The 16070-nt window shown below is 64.6% G+C and carries 14 protein-coding genes and 1 tRNA gene; 8 read left to right on the top strand and 7 right to left on the bottom strand.

Annotated features, from left to right (window positions below; all coding sequences use genetic code 11):
- The first annotated feature begins 57 nt into the window (after positions 1 to 57).
- Complete coding sequence (gene clpS / locus FIU28_RS22240; RefSeq protein ID WP_143575286.1) at positions 58 to 363, top strand: ATP-dependent Clp protease adapter ClpS; 306 nt, start codon at positions 58 to 60, stop codon at positions 361 to 363.
- A 232-nt stretch (positions 364 to 595) separates the two neighbouring features.
- Positions 596 to 2563, top strand: a complete 1968-nt coding sequence (locus tag FIU28_RS22245; RefSeq protein ID WP_143575287.1) for a methyl-accepting chemotaxis protein — start codon at positions 596 to 598, stop codon at positions 2561 to 2563.
- A gap of 2 nt (positions 2564 to 2565) precedes the next feature.
- Here the strand turns inward: FIU28_RS22245 and FIU28_RS22250 are convergent, their stop codons facing one another.
- From FIU28_RS22250 to fabI, 4 genes are all read right to left on the bottom strand, one after another.
- Positions 2566 to 3738: an adenylate/guanylate cyclase domain-containing protein gene (locus FIU28_RS22250; RefSeq protein ID WP_246660770.1), complete on the bottom strand. Its 1173-nt coding sequence runs from the start codon at positions 3736 to 3738 to the stop codon at positions 2566 to 2568.
- Positions 3739 to 3771: 33 nt separating this feature from the next.
- Complete coding sequence (gene aroC, locus FIU28_RS22255) at positions 3772 to 4857, bottom strand: chorismate synthase (RefSeq protein ID WP_143575288.1); 1086 nt, start codon at positions 4855 to 4857, stop codon at positions 3772 to 3774.
- A gap of 229 nt (positions 4858 to 5086) precedes the next feature.
- Complete coding sequence (locus FIU28_RS22260; protein ID WP_143575289.1) at positions 5087 to 5686, bottom strand: histidine phosphatase family protein; 600 nt, start codon at positions 5684 to 5686, stop codon at positions 5087 to 5089.
- 11 nt (positions 5687 to 5697) lie between these two features.
- Positions 5698 to 6516 carry an enoyl-ACP reductase FabI gene (fabI, locus tag FIU28_RS22265; RefSeq protein WP_143575290.1) on the bottom strand — a complete coding sequence of 273 codons (819 nt, stop codon included), beginning with the start codon at positions 6514 to 6516 and terminating at the stop codon, positions 5698 to 5700.
- A 201-nt stretch (positions 6517 to 6717) separates the two neighbouring features.
- Here fabI and FIU28_RS22270 point away from each other — a divergent pair, with 201 nt between their 5' ends.
- Both FIU28_RS22270 and FIU28_RS22275 read left to right on the top strand, forming a co-directional pair.
- The gene (locus tag FIU28_RS22270) at positions 6718 to 7206 is read left to right on the top strand and encodes a sigma-70 family RNA polymerase sigma factor (RefSeq protein ID WP_143575291.1); all 489 of its coding nucleotides are present in this window, start codon (positions 6718 to 6720) and stop codon (positions 7204 to 7206) included.
- Positions 7207 to 7471: 265 nt separating this feature from the next.
- Entirely contained in the window at positions 7472 to 8242 is a 771-nt protein-coding gene (locus FIU28_RS22275) for an anti-sigma factor family protein (RefSeq protein ID WP_143575292.1), read from the top strand.
- A gap of 80 nt (positions 8243 to 8322) precedes the next feature.
- On the opposite strand, the gene FIU28_RS22280 is transcribed toward FIU28_RS22275, so the two are convergent.
- On the bottom strand, positions 8323 to 8781 hold the full coding sequence (locus tag FIU28_RS22280) for a GatB/YqeY domain-containing protein (protein WP_143575293.1): 459 nt from the start codon (positions 8779 to 8781) through the stop codon (positions 8323 to 8325).
- 106 nt (positions 8782 to 8887) lie between these two features.
- Entirely contained in the window at positions 8888 to 10453 is a 1566-nt protein-coding gene (locus FIU28_RS22285; RefSeq protein ID WP_368039452.1) for a glycosyltransferase family 39 protein, read from the bottom strand.
- Positions 10454 to 10816: 363 nt separating this feature from the next.
- Here FIU28_RS22285 and carA point away from each other — a divergent pair, with 363 nt between their 5' ends.
- Both carA and treS read left to right on the top strand, forming a co-directional pair.
- Complete coding sequence (gene carA, locus FIU28_RS22290; RefSeq protein ID WP_143575295.1) at positions 10817 to 12007, top strand: glutamine-hydrolyzing carbamoyl-phosphate synthase small subunit; 1191 nt, start codon at positions 10817 to 10819, stop codon at positions 12005 to 12007.
- 222 nt (positions 12008 to 12229) lie between these two features.
- Complete coding sequence (gene treS, locus FIU28_RS22295) at positions 12230 to 14317, top strand: maltose alpha-D-glucosyltransferase (protein ID WP_143575296.1); 2088 nt, start codon at positions 12230 to 12232, stop codon at positions 14315 to 14317.
- Between the two features lie 124 nt (positions 14318 to 14441).
- On the opposite strand, the gene FIU28_RS22300 is transcribed toward treS, so the two are convergent.
- Entirely contained in the window at positions 14442 to 14969 is a 528-nt protein-coding gene (locus FIU28_RS22300; RefSeq protein ID WP_143575297.1) for a Dps family protein, read from the bottom strand.
- A 209-nt stretch (positions 14970 to 15178) separates the two neighbouring features.
- Between FIU28_RS22300 and FIU28_RS22305 the strand changes: the two genes are divergently transcribed.
- Both FIU28_RS22305 and FIU28_RS22310 read left to right on the top strand, forming a co-directional pair.
- The gene (locus FIU28_RS22305) at positions 15179 to 15874 is read left to right on the top strand and encodes a class I SAM-dependent methyltransferase (RefSeq protein WP_143575298.1); all 696 of its coding nucleotides are present in this window, start codon (positions 15179 to 15181) and stop codon (positions 15872 to 15874) included.
- Positions 15875 to 15952: 78 nt separating this feature from the next.
- A tRNA-Cys gene (locus tag FIU28_RS22310) sits at positions 15953 to 16026 on the top strand.
- Positions 16027 to 16070: the final 44 nt, after the last annotated feature.

Below are 16070 nucleotides of genomic sequence, written 5' to 3' on the forward strand. Positions count from 1 at the left end.
TTTCTGCGGTGACACTATGATGTTACTCACCCCGATGGCGCCCGGAGCTGCCGCAGAATGCCCGCGACCACCACCACGCCCCGCACCAAGACCAAGCCGAAGGTCGAGCGCCCGAAGCTGTACAAGGTGATCCTCGTCAACGACGATTTCACGCCGCGTGAATTCGTGACGAGGGTGCTGCAGGGCGAGTTCAGGATGACCGAGGACCAGGCGCACAAGGTGATGATCACCGCGCACAAGCTCGGCGCCTGCGTGGTCGCGGTGTTCACTCGCGACGTCGCCGAGACCAAGGCGACCCGCGCCACCGACGCCGGCCGCGCCAAGGGCTATCCGCTGCTGTTCACCACCGAGCCGGAAGAGTAGCTGAACACCCCTCCGCGACGACGACGCTGAACTACACTTCAGCGACATGTCATCGCCGCAGATTTTACGCGCCAGTCTCCCGCCGCCCCTCGAAGTTAATCACAACTTCACGAGTTGCAGCTATATTCGATTGCGGACAGAATCCGTAGTTGTACGGGCTACGTGACCAGACTGCCGGTATCGCAGGATGCCCTCGACATCATCTCCCTTTGCTCTAAATCACGGCAACGACATGGCCCATTTCCACCTCCGTCTGTCCCACAAGATCATGTCCATCGCCGCGATCAGCATCGTCAGCCTTGTGTCATTCGGCGCGATCTACCAGTTCAGCAGTGCCCGCCAGGATGCCTCGCGCACGATAGCGGAGGACGCCCGGCTCACGACCGAGCTCAATCAACGTCTATCGATCGAGATGCTGGAGGCGCGACGCGCCGAGAAGGATTTCCAGCTTCGCCGCGACGAGGCCTATGCCAAAAATCATGCGGCGCTGTCCGCCGCAATCGGGCAGCACTTCGACGAACTCAAACTGCTGCTGCAGGCCAACCCGGCGTTGCTGGAGCGCGTCACCACGGCGGCCTCGGGCTACAAAGCCTATGCCGGCGACTTCGCCGCCCTGGCTGGCGCCGAGACCAGCCTCGGACTCAATGAGAATGCCGGCCTGTCAGGCACGTTGCGAGCCGCCGTCCACGACGTCGAGTCGAAGCTGAAAACGATCGGGGATCCGCAACTCACCAGCAGCATGCTGATGATGCGTCGCCATGAAAAGGATTTCATGCTGCGGCGCGACCCCAAATATGTCGCCGAACTGACGAAGACGGTGACCGAATTTTCAAACTCGGTCGCCGCCTCCGACATCTTGCCTGGCATCAAGGCCGAGATGGCCGGTCAGGTTACCGCTTACCAGAATGCGTTCATGGCCTGGGCCGCGGGCGCAGACGAGGTGAAACGGCGCGGCGCCGCGATGTCGAAGACCTTCCAGACCATCGAGCCGCTGATCGTGGAAATGCAGAAGGGCATCGCGCTGGTCCACAGCGAGGCGGTGAGCGCCGAGATCTCCAGTCGGGAATCCGCCCGGACCTGGCTGCTGGTGGCGTTTGCCGCCGCCACTTCGATCGTCGGCCTGACCTCGGCGATCATCGGCCTGTCGGTGTCGAACGCCCTGTCCGGCCTGGTCCGGGCCGTGCTGCAGCTGGCGGAGGGCAATTTTGCCGTGGTGCTGCCCGGTCTCGGGCGGCGCGATGAAATCGGCGAGATGGCTGCCGCCGTCGGACAGTTCAAGATCAAGGCGCAGGAGAAAGCCCAGCAGGAAGCCGACGCGCAACGCCAGCAGGAACTGCGCGCGGCCGACCTGCGCCGGCAGGAGATGCACCGCCTGGCCGACAGCTTCGAGGGCGCAGTGGGCGAGATCGTCGAGACGGTGTCCGCGGCCTCGACCGAGCTCGAAGCCTCCGCCGACACGCTGACGGCCACCGCCGACCGCTCGCAGCAGCTTGCCACCCTGGTGGCCGCCGCCTCGGAAGAGGCTTCCACCAACGTCCAGGCCGTGGCGTCAGCCACCGAGGAGCTGTCCAGCTCGGTCAATGAGATCAGCCGCCAGGTCCAGGCCTCGGCGCGGATTGCGGGTGATGCCGTCGATCAGGCCCGCGAGACCAATGACCGGGTGGCCGAACTCGCCAAAGCGGCCGGCCGGATCGGAGCTGTGGTCGAACTCATCAATACCATTGCAGCCCAGACCAACCTGCTCGCGCTCAACGCGACCATCGAGGCGGCCCGCGCCGGCGATGCCGGCCGCGGTTTTGCCGTGGTGGCCTCCGAAGTAAAGGCGCTTGCCGAGCAGACCGCCAAGGCCACCGGCGAGATCGGCCAGCAGATCGAGGGCATCCAGGCCGCGACCCGGCATTCCGTCAACGCCATCCAGGCGATCGGCCTGACCATCGGCCAGATGTCGGAGATCGCATCGACCATCGCCTCGGCGGTCGAGGAGCAAGGCGCGGCGACACAGGAAATCTCGCGCAATGTGCAGCAGGCGGCTCTGGGGAGCCAGCAGGTCTCCGCCAACATCGCCGACGTGCAGCACGGCGCCAACGAAACGGGCGCGGCCTCCGGCCAGGTTCTGTCGGCGGCGAAGTCATTGTCCGGCGACAGCAACCGGCTGAAGTCCGAAGTCCACCGCTTCCTCGAAACGGTGCGCGCCGCCTGACGTCACTCGCGCGGCGTTTCGTCCGACAGGCCGTAGACCTGCTCGGCCCTCGAAAATCCGGCGATGGGGAATTCGCCGAGATTGTCCCAGTCGGCGGCGCAGGTGCCGACGAAGGCGCCGGACGCCACGATCGTGCGCCCGAGACGGCCTGCAATCTTCTCCAGCCGTGCGGCCAGATTCACCGCCGGGCCGATGCAGGTGAAATCGAGCCGGTTGCCGCCGCCGATATTGCCATAGAGAAGTCTGCCGACATGCAAGGCGACGCCGAACCGGAAACGCTCCGGCGTTTCGCCGCTGACAAACTGCATGGCCGCCACCGCGGCGCGCGCCTCTCGCGCGGCTTCCAGGACACGGCTGCAAAGAGCCTGCTCGTCGGCCTCGATGGGAAACACCGCGAGCAGCCCGTCGCCCATGAATTTCAGCACTTCGCCGCCGTGCTTGTGGATCGCCGCGACCTGGCAATCGAAGTACAGGTTGAGAATCTCGACCACCTGCTCCGGCGGCAGCCGGTCGGACAAAGCGGTGAAGCCGCGCAGGTCGGAAAGCCAGATCGCGGCATGCATGGTCTCGGTGTGCCCGCGGCGGATCTGCCCGGCCAGAATGCGCTCGCCGGCGCGCGGGCCGACATAGGTGTCGAGCAGCGTCTCCGCAGTCCGGCGCAGGCCAATCACCTCGATCAACCGGGTCAGGGGTGGCACCACCCGCTTGAGGTCGGTCAACTGCGCGTCGGTGAAGCCACCTTGCTGCCGGGTCGTCCAGCTTGAAGCGTGGATCATGCCATCGACAAACGACAGCGGGACGGCGACGTAGTCGGTGACGCCCTCGGCGCGCATGTCATCGAAGAACGGAAACCGGTTGTTGCCGGGAGCATCCAGCCGGCAGCGCACTTCGGCGCCTTCCTGGAACACGATCGCCAGCGGGCTACGGAGAAATTCCGGGGTGTGCTGGATGTCGAAATCCACCGAGCCAAGCTCCACGCCGGTGGTCGGACGCCAGATGAAATTGCGGCCGAAAATTTCCGGATGCAGCGTGCGGACGAACACGCCGACGCGCCACAATGGCAGCCCGGCGGCGATCAGCCGCTCGCAGCATTCCGCCATCATGTCGCTCGGCTCCGGCGTCGAGCGTGCGCCGTCGGTGAGCCAGGCGGTGATGTCGCTGATAGGATCGGTCAATGGACACCTGCGATTGGCTTGATCGCGGAGAGCCTAGCCCACCTGGCCGCGATGCCGCAAAAACTGGTCGGCCATCACACAGGCGACCATTGCCTCGCCGACCGGCACGGCGCGAATGCCGACGCAGGGGTCGTGGCGCCCCTTGGTCAGAATATCGGTGTCGGCGCCGGAGCGGTCGATGGTCTGCCGCGGCGACAGGATCGACGACGTCGGCTTCACCGCGAAGCGCGCCACCACCGGCTGTCCGGTCGAAATGCCGCCGAGCACGCCGCCGGCATGGTTGGACAGGAACGAGGCGCCGTGGTTGGTCATCCGCATTTCGTCGGCATTGTTCTCGCCGGACAATTCCGCCGCGGCAAAGCCGTCGCCGATCTCGACGCCCTTGACCGCGTTGATGCTCATCAGCGCCGCGGCGATGTCTGCGTCGAGCTTGGCATAGATCGGCGCCCCCAGACCGGCCGGAATGCCCTCGGCGACGACCTCGATCACCGCACCGATCGACGAACCGGATTTGCGAATGCCGTCGAGATAGCCCTCAAAAAACGCGGCCTTGTCCTTGTCGGGGCAGAAGAACGGGTTGTTGTGAACCTCGTCCCAGTCCCAGTTGGCGCGGTCGATCTTGTGCGGTCCCATCTGCACCAGCGCGGCGCGCACTATCATGCCCGGCACGATCTTGCGTGCAATGGCGCCGGCGGCGACGCGGGTCGCGGTCTCGCGCGCCGAGGAACGCCCGCCGCCGCGGTAATCGCGAATGCCGTATTTCGCCTCATAGGTGAAATCGGCGTGGCCCGGGCGAAACTTGTCCTTGATGTCGGAATAGTCCTTGGAGCGCTGATCGGTGTTTTCGATCATCAGCGCGATCGGCGTCCCCGTCGTCACCTGCACCCCGGTTTCCGGATGCGCCATCACCCCGGACAGGATTTTGACGAGATCGGCCTCCTGGCGCTGCGTGGTGAAGCGCGACTGCCCGGGCTTGCGGCGGTCGAGGTCGGCCTGGATGTCGGCCACGTCGAGCGGCAGCAACGGCGGGCAACCATCGACCACGCAGCCGATCGCCGGCCCATGGCTCTCGCCAAAGGTGGTGACCCGGAACAGATGGCCGAAAGTATTGAAGGACATGGGGCGGTCTCTCGAAACTGGCTGCTGTCGTAACGCGGGCGGTTCGGGGGGTCAAATGGCGGCACAGCTGGCGTTCTTCCTCCTCCCCTTGTGGGAGAAGGTGGCGCGGACGAAGTCCGCGACGGATGAGGGGGTTCTGGGCTCGGAGTTTGTGGCTACCCCTGATCCGGCCGCGCTGCGCGCAGCCACCTTCTCCCACAAGGGGAGAAGGAAGAAAGCGCGCCTGACTTTAAGTATACTTCGCGAGCCCGCCGTTGCTGAACACGTAGACGGCGCCCTGCTCGATCGGCAGTTCGGCCGCGGCAGCGATGGTCTGTACGTCCAGCGCCACCATCAGGGCCCGGGCGGTGCCACCATGCGCCACGGCGACGGTATCGCCGGTCAGGCCTTCATACCAGTCGCGCATGCGCAACTGCACCGAGGCGTAGCTTTCGCCTTCGGGCGGCGGGCTGCTCCATTTGTCGAGCTCGCGGGCGGCGAAGATCTCGGGATGCAAGGCCTCCTGCTCGGCGAGCGTCGAGCCCTCCCAGTGACCGTAGCCGATCTCGCGCAACCGGTCGTCCAGCGCGTAGTGCTGCGGCGGCAATTCGAGCTGGCTGCGGACGAACTCCATCGTCGAGCGCGCCCGGCCAAGCGGGCTCGACACGAAGCCGAGGCTGTCCGCGTCGCGCGCGTGCTGCGCCAGCAACTCTTTCAGGATTCCCCCGGCATGCGCCGCCTGCTCGCGACCGAGGTCGTTGAGCGGAATATCCTTGGAGCCCTGGAAACGGCCGAGTGCGTTCCATTCCGTCTGGCCGTGGCGGATGTAATAGATCGTGGGTTGCGGCATAACGGGCGCGATCAGTCCTTGTTCAGCGAGATGTCCGGCGCGTCCGGGCGCTTCATGCCGAGGACGTGGTAGCCGGAATCGACGTGGTGCACTTCGCCGGTGACGCCGCGCGACAGGTCGGACAATAGATACAGCGCGCTGTCGCCGACTTCATCGATGGTCGTGGTCCGGCGCAGCGGCGCGTTGTGCTCGTTCCATTTCAGGATGTAGCGGAAATCGCCGATGCCCGACGCCGCCAGCGTCTTGATCGGACCCGCCGAGATCGCGTTGACGCGGATGTTCTGCACGCCGAGGTCGGCGGCGAGATAGCGCACGCTGGCCTCCAGCGCCGCTTTCGCCACGCCCATCACGTTGTAATGCGGCATCCACTTCTCGGCGCCGTAATAGGTCAGCGTTATGATCGAACCGCCCTGCGTCATCAGCTTTTCGGCGCGCTGTGCGATCGCCGTCAGCGAGAAGCACGAGATCAGCATGGTCTTGGAGAAATTCTCCGCGGTGGTATCGACATAGCGGCCCTCGAGCCCCTCCTTCTCGGAGAAGGCGATGGCGTGGACCACGAAGTCGATCTTGCCCCACTTCTCCTGCAGCACCGCGAACGCCGCATCGATGCTGGCGGGGTCGGTGACGTCGCAATGGCCGAGCACGAGGCCGCCGAGTTCGGCCGCCAGCGGCTCAACCCGCTTCTTCAGCGCGTCGCCCTGATAGGTAAAAGCGAGTTCGGCACCCTGCGCGTGGCAGGATTTGGCGATGCCCCAGGCGATCGAACGGTTGTTGGCGAGGCCGAGAATAACGCCGCGCTTGCCCTGCATCAGGCCTGTAGGTTCAACCATGTCGTGTCCTGTCCGCTTGAAAATCAGCCTTTCGAGGTACACCAGCGCTCCCTCTCGGTACAGCCCCAATCCACCCCGCAAACCTGCGTTTACCGTGGGCAACGGTCCCGGAATAGACGAGCGGCCAAGGTGTTATGATGACAACGGCGCTTCCCCCCGCACCGTGGAACCCGGCAGGAATTGAACCGTGACCCAGAGCCCATGAGCGCGTTTCGCGACGACGTCGAGACCCTGATCCCGGCCCTGCGGCGTTATGCGCGGGCGCTGACGCGCGACGCCGACATCGCCGACGACCTGGTGCAGGACACGCTGGTGCGCGCGCTGCGCTCGGAAAAACTGTTCATCGGCGGCGACCTGCGCAGTTGGCTCTACACCATCCTGACCAACCTCAATCGCAACCGCCGCCGCTCTCTGGCGCGCCGGCCGCTGATGACCGAATTGTTCGACAACAATGCGGACGCCTCCGGCACCGAAGCCGAGGGCCGCGATATCGCGCGCGCGCTGGCGGCGCTGGTCGAGGATCAGCGTGCGGTGCTGCTGCTGGTGATGCTGGAGGGCTTGAGCTACCGCGAGGTCGCCGAGATCCAAGGCGTGCCGATCGGCACCGTGATGAGCCGCCTCGCCCGCGCCCGCGCCCATGTGAAGGCCTATCTCGAAGGCCAGCGCCCGGCGCTGCGGGCGGTGAAGTGATGAGCATGATTTATCAAGCAGCGGCGGTTTTTTTCCCCTCCCCCTTGCGGGGTCTGGCGGACGAATTCGTCCGCCATGGGTGGCCGCGCGAAGCGCGGTCGGGTGGGGGTTGCCACAAGCGACGTCGCCCGTGGCACCCCCACCCCGGCCTCCACTCCGAACGATGCTGCGTATCGTCCTCCGTTCGGCAGACCCTCCCCGCAAGGGGGAGGGATTCCGAGAGCGCTTCGTTGAACACCATTGCGACCCACCCGAGACCACGCCGATGACCGAACCCCGCATGCCCGTCACCGAAGACGAACTGCACGCCTACGTCGATAATGAGTTGCCGGCGGAGCGCCGCGGCGAGGTCGAGGCGTGGCTCGCTGCGCATCCCGACGATGCCGCGCGGGTGCAGTCGTGGCGCGCAATGGCCGAGCTGCTGCATGCGCGCTACGACGCCGTCGCCGACGAGAGCGTGCCGGCCCGACTGGAGATCGACCGGCTGGTGCGGCAGCCACGGTCATTTCTGATCGGCGCGGTGGCCGCGACGTTGCTGGCCTTCGTGGTCGGCGGCAGCGTCGGCTGGCTGGCGCATGGCGCCGCAGCCGCGCCCTCGGTGTTCCAGAACTTCACGCTCGATGCGCTTGGCGCACACCGGCTCTACGTCGTCGAAGTGCGCCATCCCGTGGAAGTCGCGGGCTCCGAGCGCGCGCATCTGCAGCAGTGGCTGTCGAAGCGCGTCGGCTACGCGGTCAAGGCACCGGAGCTCGATGGCACCGGGCTGAAGCTGGTCGGCGGCCGGCTGCTGCCCGGCCCGGAAGCGCCGGCGGCGTTCTTCATGTATGAAAGCCCGACCGGCGAACGCTACACGCTCTACACGTCCCGCGCGGCAACCGACACCACCCAGATGCGCTATGCCTCGCAGGACAAGGACGGCGCACTGTTCTGGGCCGACAAAGGCGTCGGCTACGTCGTGAGCGGCCCGACCGACAAGGACCGGCTCAACCAGGTGGCGCGGCTGGTCTATGACCAGACGGAGAAGACGGGCGGATAGCGCCCGCATGCTTCATGTTTGGTTGCAGCGACGGGCGGGTCGTGCGCTCCCTCTCCCCGTTGAGGAGAGGGAAGTAACAATCAGCTCGTCAGCGCGGCCTTGACCAGGCCCGAGGCTTTGCCGAAATCCATCTGGCCGGCATATTTCGCCTTCAGCGCGGCGATCACCTTGCCCATGTCCTTGATACCCGCAGCGCCCGAAGCCGCGATTTCGGCCGAGATCACCGCCTTGACGTCGTCCTCCGACATCTGCTGCGGCAGATAGGCGGAGATCACGGCGATCTCGGCGCGCTCCTGCTCGGCCAGTTCGGCGCGGCCGCCCTTTTCGTACAGTTCGACGGATTCCTGGCGCTGCTTGATCATCTTCTGCAGCACGCTGAGCAGGTCGCCATCGGACAGAGGCGGCTTGCTTTGGCCGCGGGCTTCGATATCGGCGTTCTTGATCGTCGAATTGACCATCCGCAGCGTAGAGAGCTTGCGCTCATCCTTGGCGCGCATCGCATCCTTGACCGCATTGTTGATGTTGTCGCGCAGCGTCATGATGTCTCCTTCGGACCGCAAGGGCGGTTCCGGCTCAAATTCGATCGGGCTGACCCGTGAGGCCCGATCTAGGCGCTTTGCCGGTTCCGCACAACTGCGCGACGGCTCAGGGCGCCGGCTGGCGGTGACTGGAGGAGAAATCCGCGGAGGCAGCGGTGGACGGGGCCTGCGTGGCCACGGGCCGGTCGTCCTGCGGCGGCATCATCAGTGCGATCAGACGACCGGGCGGGCCGGCCCGCCCCCACAGATAGGGGATGACCTCGAAGTCGACACGGGTGAACTCAGGCGCAATCGCAACGACCTTGTCCATCCAGCCCCGACAGGCCTGGTCGTCCGCAAAGCACATCGCGGCCCAGCCTTTTTCCAGCGTCGTTACCCGCGGCATGCCCCAGGTATATTGATACTGAAACGGGCGGCGGTACACCGGGTGATCGGGGCTGTAGAAGGCGGTGGCAAAAGCCAGTCCGTCATCGCCCGAGATCGCCGGCATCGACTTGTCCGATATCGCACGCCAGCGCTTGGTCAGTTCGAAGGCGGCAAGCCTATAATAGCTGCGCTCGTTCGGATTGATGTTGTTGCGATAATAAGCGTGAATCGGTGCTGCCACGATGATCGCCACGGCGGCGATCGCGCCGACCATCACTACCAGATTCACGACGTACAAACGCTCCAGCGTGTAGCTGGCGCCGCACACCACCAGGATCGCCAACAGGAACAAGCCCTGCAAGGCCCAAAGCGACGGCATATCGGTTCCGACGACGATGGCAACCAGGGTCGGCAGTGCCACGGTGCCGACGAAGATCCAGAACAGCAGCTGGAGCCCCGGGTTCATGGCGCGGAAATCGGCACCAAAGAGCGACAGACGCCGGCCCGCCGACAGCATCCAGACGAACGCCGGCAATGCCACCGTCGCCGCAATGCCAAGCAGGAAAGCGCCGGCCTCCAGAAACGACGGGCCGAACGGCACGCCGCCATGGACCTGCATCGCATAGGCGAACGGCGCCGCGCCGGAAGTCGCCAACCAATGGATGTGCGGCCCCAGCACGATCAGCCCGGCCAGCGCACTGGCCCACGGTGCCCAGGAGCTGAAATACAACGCGCGCTGCGGATGTGCGATCGCCGCCAGCAGAAAGCTGCCGGTCAGAAATACCGAATAATACTTGCCGAGCATCGCCAGCGCGCCGAAGACGCCGGCCGCGATCGCCCAGCCGATCGCGCGGCTCTCATAGGAGCGCAGGAAACAATAGGTCGCGAGCGGCCACACGGCGAGCAGCACCGTATTGGCGTTGAAGCGCTGGGCGTGGAACTGGTAGGCCGGCAGCAGCATCAAGAGCAGCAGCACGACGGCGCGGCCATCGCCGCGGACGAACCGCCGCACGATCAGGTCGACCGCCCACAGCGCCACCGCCGCATTGGTCATCGACAGCAGTTGAAACGACCAGTCGTTGAGCGGAAACACCAGCGTCCAGCCCCAGGCGGCCCACCCCATCAAAGGCGGATGCTTGGCATTGCCCCAGGCGAATTCGCGGCCGATCGTCCAGGTTTCCAGCGCGTCGGCATGCAGATCGCCGCTCAGATAGGCGATGGTCAGAAACACCAGCCAGGCCGCGGCAAACGCCACGATCAGCAAGGGAATAGCCCAGCCCTGCTCGATCCCGTCGAGCCATTTCAAAAAGGGCCTGCGCCATCGCGCTGGAGCGACAGCCGAACGCGCGGCCATCGCGGCAAAATAGTCCAACAGCACTGAAATGTCCGGAAACACGGAAGGTGTACGGCTTGCTAGCTGCGAAAGGTACCGTCGGCAAGCGTCCATATGTTTATTTTGATTGATTCTGCGTCTCATGTGCGCGCTTGAGGCGAACGGGTGTCGCCGGTTCCCTCGGGCTCCTGGCCCGGCACGTGCCGCGTCGCCAGTCCTGCCCGGCGTGCGAGCGGGGCTGGCGCGCCAATTGGCCGCCATACCGTCTCGCCGCAGGTGTGAATCCGCGCTTTCCGGCTTTGACCTTGGCCGCCCCGCGGACTATGTAGTGACCTCATGACCCCCTCTGAAACATCCTCAGCCTGGCCGGACCACAAACCGACCGCGCTCCTCGTGCTTGCGGACGGCACCGTGCTGGAGGGCTTCGGCCTCGGCGCGGAAGGCCAGGCCGTCGGCGAAGTCTGCTTCAACACGGCGATGACCGGCTATGAGGAGATCCTTACCGATCCCTCTTATGCCGGACAGCTTATCACCTTCACGTTCCCGCATATCGGCAATGTCGGCACCAACGATGAAGATTTCGAAACCATCAACATGGCGGCGACGCCCGGCGCGCGCGGCCTGATCCTGCGCTCGGCGATCACCGACCCGTCGAACTACCGCTCCTCGCGGCACCTCGACGCCTGGCTTAAGGCGCGCGGAATTGTCGGTATTTCAGGCATCGATACCCGCGCTTTGACCGCACTGATCCGCAGCAAGGGCATGCCGAACGCCGTGCTGGTGCACGCCCGCGACAGCCAGTTCGATCTGCCCGGCCTCAAGCAGGAAGCCCGCGAATGGCCCGGCCTCGAAGGCATGGACCTGGTTCCGATGGTGACCTCAAGCCAGCGCTTCACCTGGGACGAGACGCCGTGGGAATGGGAAAAAGGCTACGGCACCCAGACCGCACCGGAATTCCATGTCGTCGCCATCGATTACGGCATCAAGCGCAACATCCTGCGCCTGCTGGCCGGCGAAGGCTGCCGCATCACCGTGGTGCCCGCCACCACCTCGGCCGAAGACATCATGGCGTTGAAGCCGGACGGGGTGTTCCTGTCGAACGGCCCGGGCGACCCGGCCGAGACCGGCAAATATGCCGTGCCCGTGATCCGCGAAGTGATCGAATCCGGCCTGCCGACCTTCGGCATCTGCCTTGGCCACCAGATGCTCGGCCTGGCAGTCGGCGCCAAGACCAAGAAGATGCATCAGGGCCATCACGGCGCCAATCATCCGGTCAAGGACGAGACCACCGGCAAGGTCGAGATCACCTCGATGAACCATGGCTTCGCGGTGGATGAGGCGACGCTGCCCGCGGGCGCGACGCAGACCCACATCTCGCTGTTTGACGGTTCCAACTGCGGCATCCAGCTCGAAGGCAAGCCGGTGTTCTCGGTGCAGTATCACCCCGAAGCCTCCCCCGGCCCGCGCGATTCGCACTATCTGTTCAAGCGGTTTGCCCAGTTGATGCGCGAGAAGAAGGCGTCGTAGCGCCTTCGTCCCAAACCAAACTATTGTGACGTCATGGCCGGGCTCGTCCCGGCCATTCACGTTTGGTACTGGCTTATCCTGCGTTCGGCGACGATTGCTCGCTCGTTCGCCTCTGGAAGCCGACCTGATTTCATCACGATCAGAGCCCAAGTCATTTCAGCGAATCGTTCTACGATTCGTGCAGCGTGAGTATTGCCGCCCATTCCACACCCCGGAGACTGCATGAGCCCTAGAACCGAAAGACCCCAGCCCGAATATGTCGAGTGGCTGCTCGGCCAGTCGATGCTGCGTTGTGCGAGGGGACTGGCGCATCATTATTCCGGCCAGTCGCGGATGTGGATGCATCCCTATGCCGAGACGCGCCCGCGCGCCGCCTCCGCGCTGGCCTCGGTCTGGTTCACCGCCTATCCCGCTTCGATCGTCACGGCTGAGGGCACCTCGGTGCTGGCGACGCTCGGCAGCGATTCGTTCTGGCGAGCCCTGTCCACGCTGGGCGTCCAGGGCGTGCATATGGGGCCGATGAAGGTGTCCGGTGGCATCCGCGACCGCAAGCACACGCCGACCGTGGATGGCAATTTCGACCGCATCAGCTTCGACATCGATCCGATCTACGGCACGCAGGACGAGTTCATGACGATGTGCCGCGTCGCGGCCGCGCACAACTCGATCGTGATCGACGACGTAATCCCGTCGCACACCGGCAAGGGCGCGGATTTCCGCCTCGCCGAATTGGCCTATGAAGATTATCCCGGCCTGTATCACATGGTCGCGATCCGCGAGGAAGACTGGCCGCTGCTGCCCGACGTGCTGGAAGGCCGTCACGCGGTCAACCTCGATCCCAAGACGGTGGATGCGCTGCGCGACAAGAATTACATCGTCGGCCAGCTCAGCCGCGTGATTTTCTTCGAACCCGGCGTGAAGGAAACCGACTGGAGCGCCACCGACGTCGTGGTCGGCGTCGATGGCGTCGCCCGCCGCTGGGTCTATCTGCACTACTTCAAGGAAGGCCAGCCGGCGCTGAACTGGCTCGACCCGTCCTTCGCCGCGCAGCAGATGATCGTCGGCGACGCGCTGCATTCCCTCGACGTGCTCGGCGCGCGTGGGCTTCGGCTCGACGCCAACGGCTTTCTCGGCGTGGAAAAACGCGCCAACGGCCCGGCCTGGTCGGAAGGACATCCGCTGTCGATCGTCGGCAACCAGATCATCGCCGGCATGGTCCGCAAGGCCGGCGGCTTCAGCTTTCAGGAGCTCAACCTCACGGTCGACGACATCGCCGCGATGTCGCATGGCGGCGCCGACCTGTCCTATGATTTCATCACCCGGCCGGCCTATCACCACGCGCTGTTGACAGGCGACACCGAATTTTTGCGCTTGATGCTGCACACCATGCACGACGCAAAAATCGATCCGGCGTCGCTGATCCATGCGATGCAGAACCACGACGAACTGACGCTCGAACTGGTGCACTTCTGGACCCGCCACGCCAAGGACACCTACACATTCGGCGGCCAGACCTGGCCCGGCGAGGTGCTGCGCGAGCACATTCGCGACGTCATGTATGAAAAGCTCACCGGCGCCAACGCGCCGTACAATCAGCGTTTCGTCACCAACGGCGTGGCCTGCACCACGGCCAGCGTGATCGCGGCGGCGCTCGGTTTCCAGGACCTCGACGGACTGACGGATGATGACCGCGCGGCGATCCAGAAGGTGCATCTGCTGCTGGTGATGTACAATGCGTTCCAGCCCGGCGTATTCGCGATTTCCGGCTGGGATCTGGTCGGCGCGTTGCCGCTGCCGATGTCCGACGTCAGCGAACTGGTGGCCGATGGCGACACAAGATGGATCGAGCGCGGGGCCTATGATCTCGTCAGCCTCAATCCGGACGCGACGCTGTCCAGCGCCGGCCTGCCAAAGGCCCGAACGCTGTACGGCCCGGTCGACGAGCAGCTCAAGCACCCGGAATCATTCGCCAGCCACTTGCAACGGCTGCTGGCGGTGCGCCAGGCCTATGGCATTCACCGTGCCCACCAGTTGGCGCTGCCCAAGGTGCAGCATCCCGCCCTTCTGGTGATGGTGCACGATTTGCCGGGCGGCCGCGGCACCCAGCTCACGGTGCTCAATTTCGGCCCGACCCCGATCGACGAAACGTTCACCCTCGCCAATGTGGCGCCAGGGCCGGTGGTCGATATGGTCAAGGAGACGCTGGAAGGCGATCTGTCGGAGAACGGCGAACTGACCATTCACCTCGCCGGCTATGAAGGCCTGTCGTTGCGCATCGTCAGCGCCTTGCCGTCGATGCCGCCGGTGTAGGTCGCTGTCGGTAGCCCGGATGAAGTCACCCGCCATTTAAGGCGGGTGACGCAATCCGGGAAGTCGCTGCGTGAGACGATGAAGCTGGCCCCGGATTTCGCTTCGCTCCATCCGGGCTACGACCTCAGTCCTCGTTGCCGCCTTCCTGGCGGGAGGCTTCGAACAGGAACCAGGTCCGGCGTTCGGTCTCGTCGATGAAGTTTTCCAGCAAGCCAGCCGAGGCCGCGTCGTCGACATCGTCGACGATCTTGTGCGCCTTGCGCATCGCTGCGGCCATCGCCTTGTTATCGTTCATCAACTCGCGCAGCATCTCGCGTGGCGGGACGTAGGCTTCGTCGTTGTCCTTGATGGTCTGAAGCTTGGCGATGCCACCGATCGAACGGATCGTGGTGCCGCCGACCTTGCGGACGCGCTCGGCCAATTCATCGGTGGTCGCGAAAATCTGCGCGGCCTGCTCGTCGAGCATCAGGTGGTAGTCACGAAAGTGCCGGCCGCTGATGTGCCAATGGAAATTCTTGGTCTTCAGGTAAAGCGCGAAGGCATCGGCGAGCAACCCGTTCAGCGCCTTCGAAATCTTGTCGGTAGCTTCCTGGGGCAGATCCGAGGGGGTATCGAGATCGGCGGCAACTTTGGCATTCTTGGCTGGGGACACGGTGTACAACCTTCCTGTAGGGCGATATCGAACAGACGGGCTTCGACGAACATCAAGGCAGACCGTTGGTGGTGTCGAAATCGCTTCAATATTGAACGAGAGTTTTGCGGGTGAAGGCGATTCCAACGCACCTGAAAACGCTCCGATCCCTTAACGCTTCAATTTTATACCGGTTCCCGTGACGGAACAAAGATAGGCCAGGCCAAGCGATGGACGACTGGATCGATTATTACGACTCCGCCCATACGATCTACGCGAGCCGGCTGCACCGCGACGTGCATTTCGACATCATTGCACGCGAGATCGTGGGGTATGTCACCACACCCGATGCCGTGGTGCTGGATTTTGCCTGCGGCGAGGCCCTATCGGCCGCCAAGGTGGCGGCGGCGTGCGGCCGGCTGATCCTGGCCGAGCCGGCACCCGGCGTGCGCAGCCGGCTGATCGCCCGATTCGCTGACATGCCGAAGATCCGGGTGCACTCGCTCGACGAATTGCGGCAGTTGGAAGAGCAGTCGGTCGACCTCGCCGTCATGAATTCGGTCGCGCAATACATGACCCCCGCCGAGCTCGACGACGGCTTTGCCGTCATCAAACGGCTGCTCAAGCCCGGCGGAAGGCTGGTGGTCGGCGACATCCTGCAGCCGGATGCCGGCATGGGTCGCGATATCGCCGCCTTGTTGCAACTGGCCTGGAAGCACGGATTTCTGACGGATGCCGTCTGGGGGCTGGTTCGCACCGCCCTGTCGGATTACCGGCAGTTGCGAACCCGAATCGGTCTGCAGCATTACAGCGAAGCCGACATGCTGGCCAAGCTCGCCGCCGCCGGTTTTTCGGCCGTACGGGCGCCGAACAATATCGGCCACAACCGCTGGCGGATGACCTTCGTGGCGCACCCCGCTTCGTAAGCGGGCCCGAGCCGCCGGATTAAGTCTAACGACGGGTAACGCTGGCTGGCGCACCCAATAAGCGGTATCAATAAGCGTGGCCCGGTGGCGGAAGGTTACGCGGGAGCCCTGCAAGGCTCCTTATCCTGGTTCAAATCCAGGCTGGGCCTCCATCCTTCGCTGCTCCGCAGCTTCGGCTCGGCGAGCCGGCTCAGGC

Origin of the sequence: Tardiphaga sp. vice154 (genome assembly GCF_007018645.1) — a bacterium.
GTDB lineage: Bacteria > Pseudomonadota > Alphaproteobacteria > Rhizobiales > Xanthobacteraceae > Tardiphaga.